This window comes from Streptomyces sp. NPDC054796, from assembly GCF_053611545.1.
In genome coordinates, this window is sequence record NZ_JBSHAO010000005.1 from 201,744 (window position 1) to 217,706 (window position 15,963).

The 15,963-nt window shown below is 72.6% G+C and carries 12 protein-coding genes; 5 read left to right on the forward strand and 7 right to left on the reverse strand.

Translation table 11 applies throughout. From position 1 onward, the window contains the following. Nucleotides 1-429 precede the first annotated feature (429 nt). Nucleotides 430-3,273, forward strand: coding sequence for an outer membrane protein assembly factor BamB family protein (locus tag ACWGJ2_RS06580; protein ID WP_453344849.1), 2,844 nt, complete (start codon nt 430-432; stop codon nt 3,271-3,273). A 593-nt stretch (nt 3,274-3,866) separates the two neighbouring features. Here the strand turns inward: ACWGJ2_RS06580 and ACWGJ2_RS06585 are convergent. Further along, the gene (locus ACWGJ2_RS06585) at nt 3,867-4,931 is read right to left on the reverse strand and encodes a hypothetical protein (protein ID WP_453344850.1); all 1,065 of its coding nucleotides are present in this window, start codon (nt 4,929-4,931) and stop codon (nt 3,867-3,869) included. Between the two features lie 290 nt (nt 4,932-5,221). Between ACWGJ2_RS06585 and ACWGJ2_RS06590 the strand changes: the two genes are divergently transcribed. Further along, nucleotides 5,222-5,794, forward strand: coding sequence for a hypothetical protein (locus ACWGJ2_RS06590; protein WP_453344851.1), 573 nt, complete (start codon nt 5,222-5,224; stop codon nt 5,792-5,794). Between the two features lie 26 nt (nt 5,795-5,820). On the opposite strand, the gene ACWGJ2_RS06595 is transcribed toward ACWGJ2_RS06590, so the two are convergent. From ACWGJ2_RS06595 to ACWGJ2_RS06605, 3 genes are all read right to left on the reverse strand, one after another. After that, a complete protein-coding gene (locus ACWGJ2_RS06595) occupies nt 5,821-6,594 on the reverse strand; it encodes an enoyl-CoA hydratase/isomerase family protein (RefSeq protein WP_453344852.1) in 774 nt (257 codons plus the stop codon). A gap of 62 nt (nt 6,595-6,656) precedes the next feature. After that, entirely contained in the window at nt 6,657-7,112 is a 456-nt protein-coding gene (locus ACWGJ2_RS06600; RefSeq protein WP_453344853.1) for a Zn-ribbon domain-containing OB-fold protein, read from the reverse strand. A gap of 88 nt (nt 7,113-7,200) precedes the next feature. Continuing rightward, on the reverse strand, nt 7,201-8,361 hold the full coding sequence (locus ACWGJ2_RS06605) for a lipid-transfer protein (RefSeq protein WP_453344854.1): 1,161 nt from the start codon (nt 8,359-8,361) through the stop codon (nt 7,201-7,203). Between the two features lie 144 nt (nt 8,362-8,505). On the opposite strand from ACWGJ2_RS06605, the gene ACWGJ2_RS06610 reads away from it, so the two are divergent. Then, a complete protein-coding gene (locus ACWGJ2_RS06610; protein ID WP_453344855.1) occupies nt 8,506-10,185 on the forward strand; it encodes a fatty acid--CoA ligase family protein in 1,680 nt (559 codons plus the stop codon). 146 nt (nt 10,186-10,331) lie between these two features. After that, on the forward strand, nt 10,332-10,760 hold the full coding sequence (locus tag ACWGJ2_RS06615; RefSeq protein WP_453344856.1) for a pyridoxamine 5'-phosphate oxidase family protein: 429 nt from the start codon (nt 10,332-10,334) through the stop codon (nt 10,758-10,760). 71 nt (nt 10,761-10,831) lie between these two features. Here the strand turns inward: ACWGJ2_RS06615 and ACWGJ2_RS06620 are convergent, their stop codons facing one another. The 3 genes from ACWGJ2_RS06620 to ACWGJ2_RS06630 form a co-directional block, all read right to left on the reverse strand. After that, nucleotides 10,832-11,008 carry a hypothetical protein gene (locus tag ACWGJ2_RS06620; protein ID WP_453344857.1) on the reverse strand — a complete coding sequence of 59 codons (177 nt, stop codon included), beginning with the start codon at nt 11,006-11,008 and terminating at the stop codon, nt 10,832-10,834. A gap of 230 nt (nt 11,009-11,238) precedes the next feature. Then, nucleotides 11,239-11,385 (reverse strand): hypothetical protein, encoded by a 147-nt coding sequence (locus ACWGJ2_RS06625; protein ID WP_453344858.1) that lies wholly within the window; start codon nt 11,383-11,385, stop codon nt 11,239-11,241. Between the two features lie 211 nt (nt 11,386-11,596). Continuing rightward, nucleotides 11,597-14,542: a BTAD domain-containing putative transcriptional regulator gene (locus tag ACWGJ2_RS06630; RefSeq protein WP_453344859.1), complete on the reverse strand. Its 2,946-nt coding sequence runs from the start codon at nt 14,540-14,542 to the stop codon at nt 11,597-11,599. 155 nt (nt 14,543-14,697) lie between these two features. Here ACWGJ2_RS06630 and ACWGJ2_RS06635 point away from each other — a divergent pair, with 155 nt between their 5' ends. Continuing rightward, on the forward strand, nt 14,698-15,918 hold the full coding sequence (locus tag ACWGJ2_RS06635; protein ID WP_453344860.1) for an amidohydrolase family protein: 1,221 nt from the start codon (nt 14,698-14,700) through the stop codon (nt 15,916-15,918). Nucleotides 15,919-15,963 lie beyond the last annotated feature (45 nt).

Sequence of the window (15,963 nt, forward strand, 5' to 3'; positions counted from 1 at the left end):
GAGCAGGGAAGCACGGCGAGCTGAGCGGGAGGGGAGTGGAGAAACGGGGGAAGCGGGGGAGAGGTGTCCGGCCCCTGCGCCGGGCCGTGGACGGCGCGGCCCGGCACAGGTCCGGTCCGCGTCGCGCATCGCACCGCACGGGGTGCGAGGCGAAGGGCGCGAGGCGAGGGGCTGAGGGCGAGGGGCGACACTCCCGGCGCACGGTGAAGGCCGCGGGTGGGCACGTCGCGTCTCCGGATGGTAGGAATGCCGGAAATCTCCCGCGTCGGTGCGCTGACCCGTAAGGCGAAGACACGTCCGGGCTGCCCCCGGGTTCGCAACCGTCGGCTTCGCCAGGAAGAATCAGCCTCTGGACCGCAGGTCCGGCACGGCAGTGAGAAGCTGCACGGGGCGGAAGTCGAAGAGCCCCTACGGGGAGGTGGCAGGCAAGTGGTGGAGCAGCTTACGCAGCACGATCCGCGGCGGATCGGCCCGTTCGAGGTGCTCGGCCGTCTCGGTGCCGGGGGCATGGGGCTGGTCTATCTCGCGCGCTCGGCGTCCGGGCGGCGCGTCGCGATCAAGACCGTGCGTACGGAGCTGGCCGAGGACCAGCTCTTCCGGGTGCGCTTCACCCGCGAGGTGGAGGCGGCGCGGGCGGTCAGCGGTTTCTACACGGCCGCCGTCGTGGACGCCGACCCGCGCGCGGCCGTGCCCTGGCTGGCGACGGCGTTCGTGCCCGCACCCTCCCTCGAGGAGATAGTCAATGAGTGCGGGCCGCTCCCGGTGCAGGCGGTGCGCTGGCTGGCGGCCGGGGTCGCCGAGGCGCTCCAGTCGATCCACGGGGCCGGACTCGTCCACCGCGACCTCAAGCCCTCCAACGTGCTCGTGGTCGAGGACGGGCCGCGCGTCATCGACTTCGGCATCGCGTCCGGCGTCTCCAACACGCGCCTGACCATGACCAACGTGGCCGTCGGCACGCCCGCGTACATGTCACCCGAGCAGGCCAGGGACTCCCGCAGCGTCACCGGGGCCAGCGACATCTTCTCGCTGGCTTCCACCCTCGTCTTCGCGGCCACGGGGCACGCGCCCTTCCACGGCGCGAACCCGGTGGAGACCGTCTTCATGCTGCTGCGCGAGGGCCCCGATCTGGAGGGCATGTCGGAGGAGCTGCGCCCCCTGATCGAGTCCTGTATGCGCATGGCGGCCGAGGAACGCCCCACTCCGGCCGACCTCCAGGCACAGCTCGCGCCGCATCTCTTCTCGTCCGGCGGCGACGACAGCGGCACGGCCTCCGCCTGGCTGCCGGGCGGCGCCGTCGCGCTCATCGAGCGCAAGCGCGGCGTACGGCCTGCGCCCGTGCCGAAGCGCGAGCCGCCGCCCAGGCCGCAGCACGCCGCACCCGCACCCGCACCCGCACCCGTACCCGCTCCCGGTCCCGACCAGGCCCCGGCGCACGGCGCGCCGCCCGAGGCGGTCCCGGCCGGTCACGGCGCGGGCCAGGGCCAGGGCCAGGGGCAGGGCGGCCAGCACGGACCGGGGCACGCGGCGGCGTACGCGCACGGTCAGCACGGTCAGCAGAGCCAGCACGGCCAGCACGGACACGGCGGCGGCGCGCACGGCGGATACGACGGACATGGCGGGCACGGAGGCCACGGAGGCCACGGCATCCCCGCGGGACCCGGCGGCCCCGCGGCCGTCGGCGCCAACACGGGCGCGAGCGCGGGCCCCGGAGCAGCCGCGGCGGCGGCCTCCGTGGCCTCGCCGCCCGCCGCGCAGTCGGGGCCGCACATGGCGCCGCCCAGCTCGCCGCCGGTCGCGCCGGCGCAGGGCGCCGACGGCAACCCCGTACGGCTTCCCGGCTCGCATGTGCCGATCGGCCCAGGACCGCGCCGTTCCGAGGACGCGCGGTCGGCCGACACCGGCCCCGCGACGGGCTGGGTGCGCCCGCCCAACGGTGGTCAGCACGCCGCGCAGCCCGCGCCACCGCCCACCGCGCCGCCCATGCCCCACCACCCGTCCGGTGTCTCCGGCGTACCGGGCGCCACCGGTGTCACGGGCCCCGGCGCCGGAGCCGGTCCCGAAGCGCAGGCCGCTGCCGCCGCCGGTGGCGCCGGTGGCCCCGGAACGGGCGCGCCGCCGCCGCCTTCGGTCCCGCCGCAGCAGCAGCGCTGGCGGCCGTGGCGGTTCCGCATGTCGAACGACGTGTGGGGCACGCCCGTCGTCGCCGACGACCTCCTGTACGTCACCTCCTTCGAGGTGCACGCGCTCGACGTGGCCAGCGGGCGGCGGCAGTTCAAGACCCGCGAGGTGGCGTGGTCGATGGCCGTCGCGGGCGGTCGCGTGCACGCCTCCGACGGGCCGAGCCTCTACGCCCTCGACGCCCAGGACGGCTCCGAACGCTGGCGGCTCGCCACCGACGGCTGGGTCTACGCGCTGAAGGTCGACCGCGGCACCGTCGTCACCGGCACCCGGGGCGGCGGCGTCCAGGCGTGGGAGGCGGGCAACGGCGAGCGGCTGTGGGAACTCACCGGAGCCCAGTCCGACTTCGAGACCCCCGAGGCGGGCCCCGTCCTCCACGACGGCACCGTCTACACCTGGGGCGACGGACGCCTCTACGCGGTGGACGCGCGCGGCGGCACGGAGCGCTGGTCGTATCCGGTCGGCGACGTCTCGGCGACGGGCGGCGTCCCCGTGCGGGTGACACCGGCCGAGGACGGCACGGTGTACGTGTGCGCCGGGTCGCGGGTCTTCGCGCTGGACGGTGCGACGGGCGCCGAGCGGTGGCGTTTCGACGCCCCCGCCGCCTTCCTGTGCGCCCCGGCCTTCGCGCCGGGCCCCGCCGTCACGGGCGGCGGCATCTACCTCGCCGACTACCTCGGCACCGTCTACGCCATCGACGCGTCCAACGGCCACGACCGCTGGCGCATCGCCACGGAGGCGCGGCACTCCACGGAGGCCGTCGTCGTCGCCGACGGCCTGGTCCACCTGGGCAGCGGCGGCGCGCTCTACACGCTCGACGCGGTCAGCGGCACCCCGCGCTGGCGGTTCGCCGCCGGCGGCGACGTGGTCGGCGCGCCCGTGGTCTCCGCGGGACGCGTGCACTTCGGGTCGGCGGACCACTGCCTCTACACGCTGGACGCGGTGGGCGGCCAGCTCCGCTGGAAGCTCGCGACGGGCGGCGAGATCACGGGGTCGCCGGTCGCGGCGGGCGGCGTGGTGTACGCGTGCAGCAAGGACCGCTGCGTCTACGCCCTCGACGCGGCCAAGGGCACGGGCCAGTCCCGCCAGACCTGACCCGACCGCCCCTGCGCGTCGGCCCACTCCGCGCGGTCTCCGGCTCACTGGCCTGTGCGTCCGGGCTGGGCCTGACGGGCGGGGCCGCGTCTGGTCCGCCGGGTGCCCGGCCCGGCTGGGGGAGGCTGGCGCCGCCCCTTCGGGGCTGCCCTGTGCGGGCTGCGGCTGACGGGCGGGGCTGCGTCTGGTCCGCCGGGTGCCCGGCCCGGCTTCCCGGCCTGTCCGGCTTCAGTTGAGGGGCCTGGCATCGCCCCTTCGGGTCTGCGGGCTGCGGCTCCGCCGGGGTGGACGGCTCGGGTTTCTGGCCTGTCCGGTTCCGGTTGAGCGGGCTGGTGCCGCTCCTCCGGTTCTGCCTTGCGCGGGCTGCGGCTGACGGGCGGGGCTGCGTCTGGTCCGCCGGGTGCCCGGCCTGCTCGGCTTCGGCTGGGGGAGGCTGGCGCCGCTCCTTCGGGTCTGCCCTGTGCGGGCTGTGGTCGGCCTGTGTGTCTGGGCCGCGCCTGGTCCGCCCGGCTGTCTGGTTCGCCGGGTCTGTCCGCTCGGCTGAGGGGGGCTGGTGCCGGGTCGGGGCGCGTGTTCGGGCGGGGTGCCGGGGGTCAGGCCGCGTCGCGGTGGTTCGGGGTTCGGTGGCTTCCGGGGTTCTCCGGGGCGGTCGGGGGGAGCACCTGGGTCTCGTCCATGTCCTTGGGGGGCTGCTCGGGGGGCCAGGGTTCCGTGTCCTCCGGCGTCGCCGCTCCCCGCATGTCGCGCGGTTCCGTCGTCTCCGTCGGCTCCGCTGTCTCCCCTGTCCGCGCCGCCTCGCGCTCGGGGAGAGGGATCACTTCCGTTTCCGGTTCCGGACGGGGCGGGCCAGTGGGCGGTGCGCCCTGTCCGGAGGCGTCCGGCTGTCCCGGGTGCCCCGGCTGACCCTGCTGGCCTGGCTGCCACGCCTGCCCGGGGTGACCGTACGGGTCGGGACGGGGCTGGCGTACGGAACCGGTCGGCGGGGTCGGCCTGAAGTCCTGCTGCTTGCCGGGGTCAGCGACGGGCCAGGGGTCGCGCTGTCCACCCTGCGCCCGGTACGGAGAATCCGGTTCCGTTCCTGGTTCCGGTTCCCACCCTTGGGCGGGCGGACGACCGGGGGCCCACGGCTGGGGCGGCGTCGAGCCGGGCGGCGCGGGCTCGTACCCGTAGCCGGGCCCGTACCCGTATTCGCCGTCCGCCTCCTCCGCCGCCTCACGGCGCCGAGCCCGCCGCCCACCGCGGCGGCCCCGCATCACGAGCGCGCCGACGAGCAGCACGACGCCTCCGGCAGCCGCGCCCGCCACCCCCGTGCCCAGCCCCTCGTCGCCGTTGCCGCCCGCCGTGAGGCTGCCCTCGGCCTGGCCCTGGCGGACCATCCACAGCGCCGTGAAGCCGAGCACGAGCAGGCCCGCCAGCGCCGCCGGTGACTTCGCCCTCAGCAGCACGGCGACGACCGTGAGGAGGGCGGCGACGAGCATGGGCAGCAGCATGCCGGAGAGCGGCGTCGCGGCTCCTCCGGTGATGCCGCCGCCCGTGAACAGCTCCTCGACGCGGAAGTCGCGCCCGAGACGGCCGTCGTACCAAGGACGGAAGGGGCTCCATACGGCGGCCGTCGCTCCGATGAGGGCGAGCAGGGACCCGAGGATGTTCCGGATCATCGCCTCGCCTCGCTTTCCGGCGTCCTGACCCGGCCCTGAGCGGGCAGGCGGGCGCCGAAGGGTGCGTCGTCCACGTTCGACGCTACGCCCGCGGGAACCGCCCCGCCACCGCTGACGTCCCCCACGTAAGCGTTTGGAGAGGCGGCGGGAGCGGCAGCCGCGCGAAGTCACATGCGTCTCTCAAGACACTTCCGTACCACCCGTCACAGCGCTGCTAGGGTGACGTGCGCTCGTCAAAAGGCGGGTGACATGTCACTACTTTTGCGTAAGTAACGGGGAGTTGAAGAAGCGTGAAGCTTCGTCATGTTCGGGCGGTGGCCGTCTTCGGGGTCGCCCTCGTCCTGCTGACCGGTGCCCGCGGTTCGCACGGCGGAAGCTGCGGCAAGAGCGACAGCGACAGCAGCAGCAGTAGCAGCAGCAGCGGTGGCAGCGACGACGTGATCGGCACGACCGGCAGCACGGGCGACGTCGGCAAGGACGACCTCAGCGGCGGCACCTCGTCCACCGGGACCACGTCCTCCGGCACCACGTCCTCGGGCACCAGCACCACCGGCAGCGTCGGCGGCAGCAGGAACGACGCCATGCGCGACATCCGGATCTCGGACTGCTCCTACGACGAGGCGACCGGCATCACCGCGAGCCTGTCCGCCACCAACAGCACGTCGGAGACCGTCACCTACGAGGTGACGGTGAAGTTCACCGACGCCAACAGCGCGACCATCGCGACCGAGGACCGCACCATCGCCCTCGTCGAGGCGGGCGGGACCGACACCCTGGACGTGTCCACCCCGTACGTGCCCGAGCAGGGCTCCAACGGCGGCGGCGAGTGCAAGGTCACCGACGTGTACCGCAAGACCTACTGAGTCAGCGCTTACCGTCCCACGTCGCCTCAGCGCAGCCGGAACCCGGAACTCCGGGCGCCGAACAGGCCGGACTGCTGATCAGGCGGCAGATTGCCGAGCGCGATCAGGTGCGGGGCCTGGGCCATGGCCTGGCCCCGCACCGCCTCCTTGGCGGCCCACACGGCCCGTACCGTCCCCTGCACCGCCTCCGCCGGGTACGAGGCGAGCACGCGCGCGCAGCGCAGCGCCGCCTCCAGCGCGCCGCCCGGCGGGGTCAGTTCGGAGACCAGTCCGACGTCGTACGCGCGGCGCGCCGAGATCCGTTCCGCCGTCCCCATCAGCGCCATCCGCGCCACCTCGCCGAGCGGCATCCGCTGGGCCATGGCCATCGCCTCGTACGCGCTGACCATGCCGTAGGTGGTGTGCGGGTCGAAGAACGCGGCCTCCTCGGAGGCGATCAGGAACTCCGCCTCGCCCAGCAGGTAGAAGGCCCCTCCGCACGCCATCCCCTCGACGGCGGCGATGACCGGAATCCACAGGTCGTTGGCCTTGGGGCCGATGGTGAGCAGGGGGTCGTCGAGGGCGTAGGGGGAGTGCGGCTGACGCGCCCCGGCCGCCACGGCCGCCTCGCGGTCGATGCCGGTGCAGAACGCCCGGCCGCCCGCCCCCGTGACGACGGCGGCGCGCACCGAGGGATCGGTGCGGAACCCGCGCCACACGGCGGCCAGTTCGGCAGCCGCCGCCAGGTCGATCGCGTTGTGCCGCGACGGGCGGTCGAGGGTGACGACGGCGACACCGTCCACGGTCTCCGTCCGGATCATGGACCCCGCACCGGTCTTGTCCCCGTCTGCGCCCCCGTCCCCGCCTGCGTCACCGCCCCCCGTCACGGCCGCTCCAGCAGCCAGCGCGGCACGTGGGTGCCGTCGGAGAGGCGGGTGAAGGCCACCTTGACGGGGGCGCCGATGCGCAGGCGGGACGGGTCGACGGAGTTGAGGGGCGCGTCGGGCGAGGCCACGAGGTTGCCGACGAGCCGGATGTGCGGGGCCTCGGCCAGCTCCACCACGATCGCGTTGTACGGCGCCTGTTCGGCGTACCCGGGAAGCAGCGGCGGATGCGGGACGACGTACGACCACACGCGCCCCCTGCCGCTCATCCTGCGCCACTCGCTCGCGAAGGAGTGGCAGTACGGGCAGCAGGGCCGGGGCGGGAAGCGCAGCTCCCCGCAGGACTCGGCGGCACACGCCTGGACGCGCAGTTCGCCCTCGGCGGCGTACTGCCAGAAGGGGGCGCCGTCGTCGTCGCTGACAGGTGACAATAGTTGATTAACAGAATCTGTCATCTGTTATCTGTCCTCCCAATTTCAGATTCCGGATTTCCCATCCCGGATTCCCGGCTCCCGTTCCCGCCCGTCCATTCCCCGACCCCGTTCAGTTCCGCAGCAACAGCGCCGACGTCGGCACCCCTTCGCCCGCCGTGACCAGGCACGTCGCGGCGTCGGGCACCTGGGCCGTCGAGGTGCCGCGGAGCTGGCGGACGCCCTCGGTGATCAGGTTGAAGCCGTGTACGTACGCCTCGCTGAGCCCGCCCCCGCCCGTGTTGATGGGCAGCCGCCCGCCGATCTCCAGGGCCCCGCCCTCCGTGAAGGCGGCGCCCTCGCCCCGGTCGCAGAAGCCGTAGCCCTCCAGGGAGAGCGGTATCAGCGGCGTGAACGCGTCGTAGATCTGCGCGACGTCCACATCCTGTGGGCCGAAGTCGGCTGACTTCCACAGGTGTTCTGCCGCCGTCCAGGAGGGGCCCGTGAGGGGGTCGTCGTTCCAGTAGTTGACCATCCCGTGGTGCTGTGCGGGCAGGCCCTGCGCGGCCGAGTGGACGTAGACGGGGCGCTGTCGGCAGTCGCGGGCGCGGTCGGCGGAGACGAGCACGCAGGCCAGGGCCCCGTCCGTCTCCAGGCAGTTGTCGAAGAGGCAGAGCGGCTCGCTGATCCAGCGCGCCGTCATGTACATCTCGCGGGTCAGCGGCCGCTCGTACATCATCGCGGCCGGGTTCTGGTTGGCGCGGTTGCGGCAGGCGAGCGCGACGTTGAAGAAGTGGTCGCGGGTGGCGCCGTACTCGTGCATGTAGCGCCGCGCGAGCATCCCGATCTCGTCCGCCGGGCGCAGCAGCCCGAAGGGGCGCGTCCATTGGGCAGGAGTGGGCAGTTGGACACGGGTGTTGGTCCACGGCCGGGCGCCTGAGCCGCGCTTGCGGGAGCGCCAGGCGACCCCGACCGTCGCCTGGCCCGTCGCGATGGCGGCGGCCAGGTGCGCGACGGTGGCGCAGGAACCGCCGCCGCCGAAGCCGACCTTGGAGAAGAAGGTCACGTCACCCGCGCCGATGGCCTTGGCGACCTCGACCTCGTCGGTCTCCTCCATCGTGTACGAGGCGAGCCCGTCGACCTCGGACGGCGCGATGCCCGCGTCGTCGAGTGCGGCGAGGATCGCGCGGCAGGCCAGTGCCTTCTCGGATTCGGGGAGGTTCTTGGCGAAGGGGGTCTGGCCGGCCCCCACGATCGCCGTCGCGTCCTTGAGGTCGTTGAGCGCTGCCCCCATCGCCACCTCCGGGCGTATCCGCGTGTGTGCCTGTCCAGGGCGTGGCCGTCACCCCGCCGCGTCCGGGACTGCTGACAGCGGAGGAGGCTACAGCTAATCTGACGGATAGTCAGCTAGTAACCGGCTACTCGGCGGGAGACTTGCATGCGCGAGACGGCGTCCTCCCGGGGCGAAGTCCCTGGCCCCCGGCCCCCGGCCACCCGGTGGCGCACCGTTCCGGACCTCGTCCGCGACGCGGCCCGGCGCTACGCGGACCGCGAGGCGGTCGTCGACGGCCGCACGCGGCTCACCTACGCGCAGCTCGGCGCGCGCGTCGAACGCGCGGCGGCGGCCTGCGTCGCCGCGGGCCTCGCGCCGGGGGAGCGGGTCGCCGTCTGGGCGCCCAACACCGTCGACTGGATCACCGCGGCGCTCGGCGCGGTGACCGCGGGCGGCGTCCTCGTCCCCGTCAACACCCGCTTCAAGGGCACCGAGGCCGCCTACGTGCTGCGCCGCACCCGCGCCACGATGCTCTTCGTCACCGGGACGTTCCTGGGGACCTCGTACGTGGCGTCGCTGCGGCGCGCCGCGTCGGAGGTGCCGGAACCGTCGGAGGCGCCGGGGGGCGGCACCGTGCCCGGCGTCGGGCCGCTGCCCGGTCTGCCGCACCTGCGTACCGCGGTCGTCTTCTCCGACGACGCGCCCGAGGGCTTCCACACCTGGAGCGGGTTCCTCGCGGGCGGCGCGGACGTGCCGCCCGAGGCCGTACGGGAGCGGGCCGACGCCATCGACCCGTCCTCCCCCTCCGACATCACCTTCACCTCGGGCACCACGGGCAACCCCAAGGGCGCCGTCATCACCCACGAGCAGACCCTGTGCGTCTACGACACCTGGGCGGGGCTCGCGGGCCTGGAGGAGGGCGACCGCTATCTGATCGTCAACCCGTTCTTCCACACGTTCGGGTACAAGGCGGGGATCATCGCCTGTCTGACGCGGGGCGCGACGATGATCCCGCAGCCCGTCTTCAGCGTCGAGACCGCGCTCGCGCACATCGCGGCGGAGCGCGTCAGCGTGATGCCGGGCCCGCCGACCCTCCACCAGTCCGTGCTGGACCACCCGCACCGCGCCCAGCACGACCTGTCCGCGCTGCGCCTGGTGGTGACGGGTGCCGCGGTCGTGCCGCTGGAACTGGTCGAGCGGCTGCGCAGCGAGCTGAAGATCGCCACCGTGCTCACGGCTTACGGGCTCACCGAGGCCAGCGGCACCGTCACCATGTGCCGCCAGGGCGACCCGGCCGAGATCATCGCGGGCACCTCGGGCCGCGCGATCCCCGGTACCGAGGTCCGCGTCGTCGCCTCGTCGGGCGCCACCCAGCCACCAGGCGAACCCGGCGAGGTCCTCGTGCGCGGCTACCACGTGATGTCGGGGTACTTCGAGGAGCCGGAGGAGACGGCGAAGGTCCTCACGTCCGACGGCTGGCTGCGGACGGGCGACGTCGGCGTCATGGACGCGGACGGCAATCTCCGCATCACCGACCGGATCAAGGACATGTTCATCGTCGGCGGCTTCAACGCCTACCCCGCCGAGATAGAGCAGCTTCTCGCCCGCCACCCCTGCATCGCGGACGTCGCCGTCGTCGGCGTGCCGGACGGGCGGCTGGGCGAGGTCGGCAAGGCGTTCGCCGTCCGGCACGAGGGCGCGACGGTGACGGCCGACGACCTCATCGCCTGGTCACGCCGGGAGATGGCCAACTACAAGGTGCCGCGCGAGGTCGAGTTCGTCGACCGGCTGCCGCGCAACGCGAGCGGCAAGGTGCTGAAGACGCGGCTGCGCTCCGGGGGTTGAGCGAGGGAAGCGCGGTGCGATTCCGCGTCGGTACGCCGGAATACGGGGCGGGCGGGAGAAGCTGAAGACTGCGCGCCCGGTGCCACTGTCCGCCGGACGCGCGTCTCCCTTACGGCCTTACGGCACGTTCTGCGAAGGAGCACGACATGGCCCTGTCCCGTGAAGAACGCGAACACTTCCTCGCCGAGCCGCACATCGGCGCCCTCTCCGTAGCGCGGGAGGAGGCGAACCGGGCACCGCTGACCGTCCCCATCTGGTACCAGTACGCACCCGGTGGCGAACTGTGGATCATGACGGGCCGCGACTCCGTCAAGGCCAGGCTCATCGGCAGCGCCGGCCGCTTCACGATCATGGCCGACCGCCTGGAGCCCACGATCCGCTACGTCTCCGCTGAGGGCCCGGTCACCGAAACCTCCCCGGCCACCCAGGAAGCCCTCCGCGAGATGTCAGCCCGCTACCTCCCGCAGGAGAAGGTGGACGGCTACGTGGCCTGGTCCTGGAAGGAGCACGGCGAACAGATCATCATTCGCATGCGCCCCGAACACTGGGTGAGCGCGGATCTGGGAACGGTATAGCCGACGGAAGAGACCGGGGCGCTACGGTCCTTGCCGTGCCCGGCCCTGGGCTCAGGAGGTGCGGTCGCGTCCTAGGTGGCTTGGGCGACGGCCGGTCCCTGGTCCTCGGACGTCGGCGGGGCGACGGTCTGGTGGCGGTCCTCGGTGGTCACCGTGTCGGAGTCCGCGGCTAGCGTGGGCCCGGCCGAACCGACGGCCATCGCTATGGCTATCGCACAGGTCGCGATGATCTTTTTCGAACGGGTCATAGAGAGACTCCTCCCAAGGGGAACGGGCTTGACCTTTGGTGCTGCGCGTGACGCTAGTCGCATAATGTTCGGACGAATCCGGTCATGGCTGGAACTCACCATGAAGTGACGGGTTCTGATATCCGTATACCCGCGTCTGTCCCTCTTGCGCACACGCGCGGGCCGTCACCGGCGACTCCCCCTCTCCGTCGCCGATGACGGCCCACGCATGTCCCCCGTGGTGGTTGGTCTTAGCCGGCGGGCTCGCTCGACTGGTGACGGTCCTGCGTACCGACGGTGCCGACCGTGGCCTCTTCGTTGGCGGGCTCGCTCGACTGGTGACGGTCCTTGGTGGTCGGGTTGTCGTCGGTCGTGGTCTTCTTCTCGTGAGTACCCATGGTGAATCCCCCTGTTTCTATTCATTTGGGTGACGGTGCCCGCCCGGCGACTCCCCCGTGGGTCGCCGGACGGGTGTTGCAGGACCGCATACCTTAGTCGGTCTGCGGCCCTCCCCCATCGGTCCGCCTGCCCCCCGACGCGACGGATCGATTGCAATGAGCATGGCGGGTGGCGATAAACGATCGATGAACGTCCGGTTGGCGGGCTGTCTCAGGCGGCCACGGTGGGGCGGAGCAGCTCCCTGACCTCGCTCGCCTCAACAGTGCCGAGTTCCTCGAAGATGGCGAGAGCCTCGCGCCAGCAGGCCCGAGCGCGGTCGGTCTGTCCCAGAGCGTCCAGTGACTTGCCGAGAACGAGCAAGAACGTTCCCCGCCGCCATTCCCCGCCGATCCCGCGCAGCGCGAGGGCCCGTTCGGCCTGCGCCGCCGCCTGGGCGGGCTTGTGCGCCGCGAGATACACCTCCGCCAGTCGGAAGTGGGTGTTGCCCTCCCACAGTTGCTGTCGGCTGTGGCGGAAGATTTCGATGGCTTCGAGGAACTTCTGCTCCGCTTCCTGGGGCCGATGGGCGGCGGTGAGTGTGATCCCCAGCGCGTAGAGACCGTTTGCCAACCGCATGGAGACGTCCAGCTGACGGTAGATGACGACCGCCTGCTCGGCGAGCTGGACCGCGCTGGAGGCCCTTCCGGTGCCGACGTGCGCGCGAGCCAGGTTGCACAGTGCGCTGGCCTCGGACGGCTTGTTCGCGTACTCGCGGAACCGGTCCAGCGCCTGCCGGATGTATTCCTCGCCCTCGGTGTACCTGCCCTGGTAGTTCGCCACGATCCCGCGGTCGTTCAGCGCGTACGAGGAGGAGATCGGGTCCTCGGACGCGAGCCCGAGGATGCCCGCCATGCGGGCCTCGTCGTCCGCGCGGTCGAAGGCGCCCGTCGTCAGGTGGAGCCCCGTCAGCACCGAGCGGGCGCGGGCCTCGGCGTGGGTGTCCCCGGCGATCTGGGCGGCCTTCTTCAGGGTCTCAGCGGCCTGCTCGTACTGGCGGACGTTGATGCCCGCCTCGCCCAGGTCGCTCGTGGCCATCAGCAGGTCCACCGCGCGGCGCAGTGTCGGTCCCGAGGCGAGCTGACGCGCCGCGGCGAGGAAGCAGCCGGACTCGGCGAAGAGCCAGTCGATGGCCGCGCTCTGGCCGTCGAAGGCGAGCCCTGGGCAGGCCGTCTTCGCGAGGTGTTCCACCAGGCGCTCGCCCGGACGCTCCAGGGCGTGCACGTTCCGTGCCGTCGCCAGGTAGAAGTCCAGCAGCCGGGAGAGCGCCGCGTCCCGTTCGCTCGGCGGCTGTTCGTCGCGCTCGGCGCAGGCGCGGGCGAAGAGGCGGACGAGGTCGTGGAGGCGGTAGCGGCCGGGCGCTGCGGATTCCAGGAGGGAGGTGTCCACCAGGGACTCCAGCAGGTCCTCCGTCACCGCCGGGTCGCGGTCGAGCATGGCCGCGGCCGCCTGGACGGAGATGTCCGGGCCGTCGGCGAGGCCCAGCAGGCGGAAGGCGCGGGCCTGTTCGTGGTCGAGCTGGCCGTAGCCGAGTTCGAAGGTGGCCTTTACCGCTTGGTCGCCCGCCTGGAGTTCGTCCAGGCGGCGGCGCTCGTCCGCGAGCTTGGAGGCGAGGACGGAGACGGTCCAGGTGCGGCGGGCCGCGAGCCGGGCCGCCGCGATGCGGATGGCCAGCGGCAGGAACCCGCACGCGGCGACGACGTCCATCGCCGCCTGCCGCTCGGAGGTGACGCGCTCCTCGCCCACGATGCGGGTGAAGAGGGTCATGGCCTCCTCGGGGCTCATGACGTCGAGGTCGACGAGGTGCGCGCCCGCGAGGTCCACCATGCGGGCCCGGCTGGTGATCAGCGCGGCGCAGCCCGCCGTGCCGGGCAGCAGGGGCCTGACCTGCGCCGCGTCGCGGGCGTTGTCGAGGAGGGTCAGGACGCGGCGGCCCGCGAGGAGGGAGCGGAAGAGGCCCGCGCGTTCCTCGACGCCGTCCGGGATGGCCGAGTCGGGTGTGCCCAGCGAGCGCAGGAACGCGCCCAGCACGGCCTCGGGTTCGGCGGCCGAGGGGCCCGCGCCCTGGAGGTCCACGTAGAGCTGTCCGTCGGGGAAGTGCTCGGCCGCCGCGTGGGCGACGTGGACGGCCAGCGTGGTCTTGCCGACGCCGCCGATGCCCGCGACGGCGGAGACCGCCATCACCGTGCCCTCGGCCTCCCCGAGCTGGTCGCTCAGTTCGGCGACGAAGGAGGCGCGACCGGTGAAGTCGGCCACCGTGGCCGGGAGCTGGGCCGGGCGGGTCAGGCTGGGGACGGCCGTGCTCTCGGGCGCGTCGGGGTTGTGGTTGAGGCCCTCGTCGGCCTCCAGGATGCGCTGTTGCAGCTCGGAGAGCTCGATGCGCGGATCGACGCCCAGCTCGTCGGCGAGCAGGCGGCGGGTGTCGGCGTAGACGGCGAGGGCCTCGGCCTGCCTGCCGCTGCGGTAGAGGGCGAGCATCAGCAGTTCGCGCAGCCGCTCGCGCAGCGGGTGCGCGGCGGTGAGCGCGGTCAGTTCGCTGACGGCCTCGGCGTGGCAGCCGACCTGGAGGTCGAGATCGAGCCGGTGTTCCAGCAGGCTGAGGCGCCACTCCTCCAGCCTGATGCGCTGGGTCTCGGCGTAAGGGCCCGGGACGTGGGCCAGCGGCTCGCCGTCCCACTCGTCCAGGGCCGCGTTGTACTGGGTACGGGCGCGGCAGCGGTCGCCGCCGGCGGCCGACTTCTCGGCGTCGGTGGCGAGGGCCGCTGCGGTGTCCACGTCCAGGACGGCGTCGTCGGTGGCGCGGATCGCGTAGCCGCCGGATTCGCTGACGAGTACCTCGGCGTCGGCGCCCAGTGCCTTGCGGATGCGGGACGCGTACGTGCGCAGCGCGGCCTTGGCCTGATCCGGTGGCTCCTCGCCCCAGATCGCGTCGATCAGCTCCTCGGCCGTGGCCGTGTGGCCGCCGCGCAGCAGGAGGGCCGCGAGGAGGGCGCGCTGCTGCGGGGAGCCCATGTTGAGTGCCTGGTCACCGCGCCAGGCGCGGACGGGTCCGAGCACGGCGAAGCGCAGCCGTCGTTCCTGCTGCTCGGGTTCGCGTCCCCGGTGCCCCTCGGCGCCCATGGTGCCCCCTGCGTTCTGCGCTCCACTCCGCAGGGCCAGTTTGCCTTGTCATCGGCGATTACGTCAGCTCGGTACCGGCCTCTCTACGAGGTCCCCAAATTTCGCTGGCATTCCGCTAGCTGACGGATCGTCAGATCGGGGTTACCGTGGACGCCATGGAGACCTTCCCGAAGATCATCTCGGTGGACGACCACACGGTCGAACCCCCCAACGTCTGGCAGGACCGGCTCCCGTCGAAGTATCAGGACATAGGGCCCCGTATCGTCCGGGCGCCGCTGAAGGAGATGACCTTCGTCGGCGGGAAGTTCGCCCCCCTGATGGGAGGTCAGGGCGACCCGGGCCCGGTGGCCGACTGGTGGGTCTACGAAGACCTGCACAGGCCGCTGACCAGGCTCGATACGGCCGTCGGCTACGACAGGGACGAGGTCAGGCTGGAGGCCATCACCTACGAGCAGATGCGCCCGGGGTCCTTCAGCGTGAAGGACAGGCTCGCGGACATGGACGTGAACCACGTCCAGTCCGCGCTCTGCTTCCCCACCTTCCCGCGCTTCTGCGGACAGACCTTCACGGAGGCCAAGGACCGCGAACTCGGACTGCTCGGGGTGCGCGCGTACAACGACTGGATGGTGGAGGAATGGTGTGGGCCCGAGGCGGGCGGACGCCTGATCCCCCTCACCCTCGTACCGCTGTGGGACGCGGAACTGGCCGCGGCCGAGGTACGGCGCAATGCCGCGAGAGGAGTCCGCGCCGTCTGCTTCAGCGAGATTCCCCCGCACCTGGGTCTGCCCAGCATCCACGGCGACGAGTGGGACCCGTTCCTGCGCGCGTGCGACGAGACGGGCACCGTCATAGCCATGCACATCGGCTCCTCCAGCCGGATGCCGTCCACATCCGCTGACGCGCCCCCGGCCGTCGGCTCGACGATCACCTTCGCCAACTGCTGCTTCTCGATGGTCGACTGGCTGATGAGCGGCAAGTTCGACCGCTTCCCCGGACTGAAGATCATGTACGCGGAGGGCCAGATCGGCTGGATCCCGTACATCCTCGAACGCGCGGACGTGGTCTGGGAGGAGAACCGGGGGTGGGGCGGCGTCGCCGAGAAGGTGCTGCGCCCGCCGTCCGAGCTGTTCGCCGATCATGTCTACGGCTGCTTCTTCGACGACGCGTTCGGCCTGAAGAACATCGACGCCATCGGCGTACCCAACGTGCTCTACGAGACGGACTACCCCCACTCCGACTCCACCTGGCCCAGGTCCAGGGAGGTCGGCGAGGAGCAGATGGGGCATCTGGCGCCCGATCTGGTGGAGCGGATCGTGCGCGGCAACGCGATCTCGCTCCTGGGGCTCACGCCGGACGGGCTGTGGGCCGGAGCGTGACCCGGGGCCGGGGCCGGGGCCGCCCACAGCCGGGCGGCCCCTCCC

Excerpts from the sequence above, each read along its gene's own strand:
- ACWGJ2_RS06620 (WP_453344857.1), bottom strand. The coding sequence starts at position 11,008 with ATGACCCGTTCGAAAAAGATCATCGCGACCTGTGCGATAGCCATAGCG.
- ACWGJ2_RS06630 (WP_453344859.1), bottom strand. The coding sequence starts at position 14,542 with ATGGGCGCCGAGGGGCACCGGGGACGCGAACCCGAGCAGCAGGAACGA.
- ACWGJ2_RS06605 (WP_453344854.1), bottom strand. The coding sequence starts at position 8,361 with ATGGGGGCAGCGCTCAACGACCTCAAGGACGCGACGGCGATCGTGGGG.
- ACWGJ2_RS06615 (WP_453344856.1), top strand. The coding sequence starts at position 10,332 with ATGGCCCTGTCCCGTGAAGAACGCGAACACTTCCTCGCCGAGCCGCAC.
- ACWGJ2_RS06600 (WP_453344853.1), bottom strand. The coding sequence starts at position 7,112 with ATGACAGATTCTGTTAATCAACTATTGTCACCTGTCAGCGACGACGAC.
- ACWGJ2_RS06635 (WP_453344860.1), top strand. The coding sequence starts at position 14,698 with ATGGAGACCTTCCCGAAGATCATCTCGGTGGACGACCACACGGTCGAA.
- ACWGJ2_RS06625 (WP_453344858.1), bottom strand. The coding sequence starts at position 11,385 with ATGGGTACTCACGAGAAGAAGACCACGACCGACGACAACCCGACCACC.
- ACWGJ2_RS06585 (WP_453344850.1), bottom strand. The coding sequence starts at position 4,931 with ATGATCCGGAACATCCTCGGGTCCCTGCTCGCCCTCATCGGAGCGACG.
- ACWGJ2_RS06610 (WP_453344855.1), top strand. The coding sequence starts at position 8,506 with ATGCGCGAGACGGCGTCCTCCCGGGGCGAAGTCCCTGGCCCCCGGCCC.
- ACWGJ2_RS06595 (WP_453344852.1), bottom strand. The coding sequence starts at position 6,594 with ATGATCCGGACGGAGACCGTGGACGGTGTCGCCGTCGTCACCCTCGAC.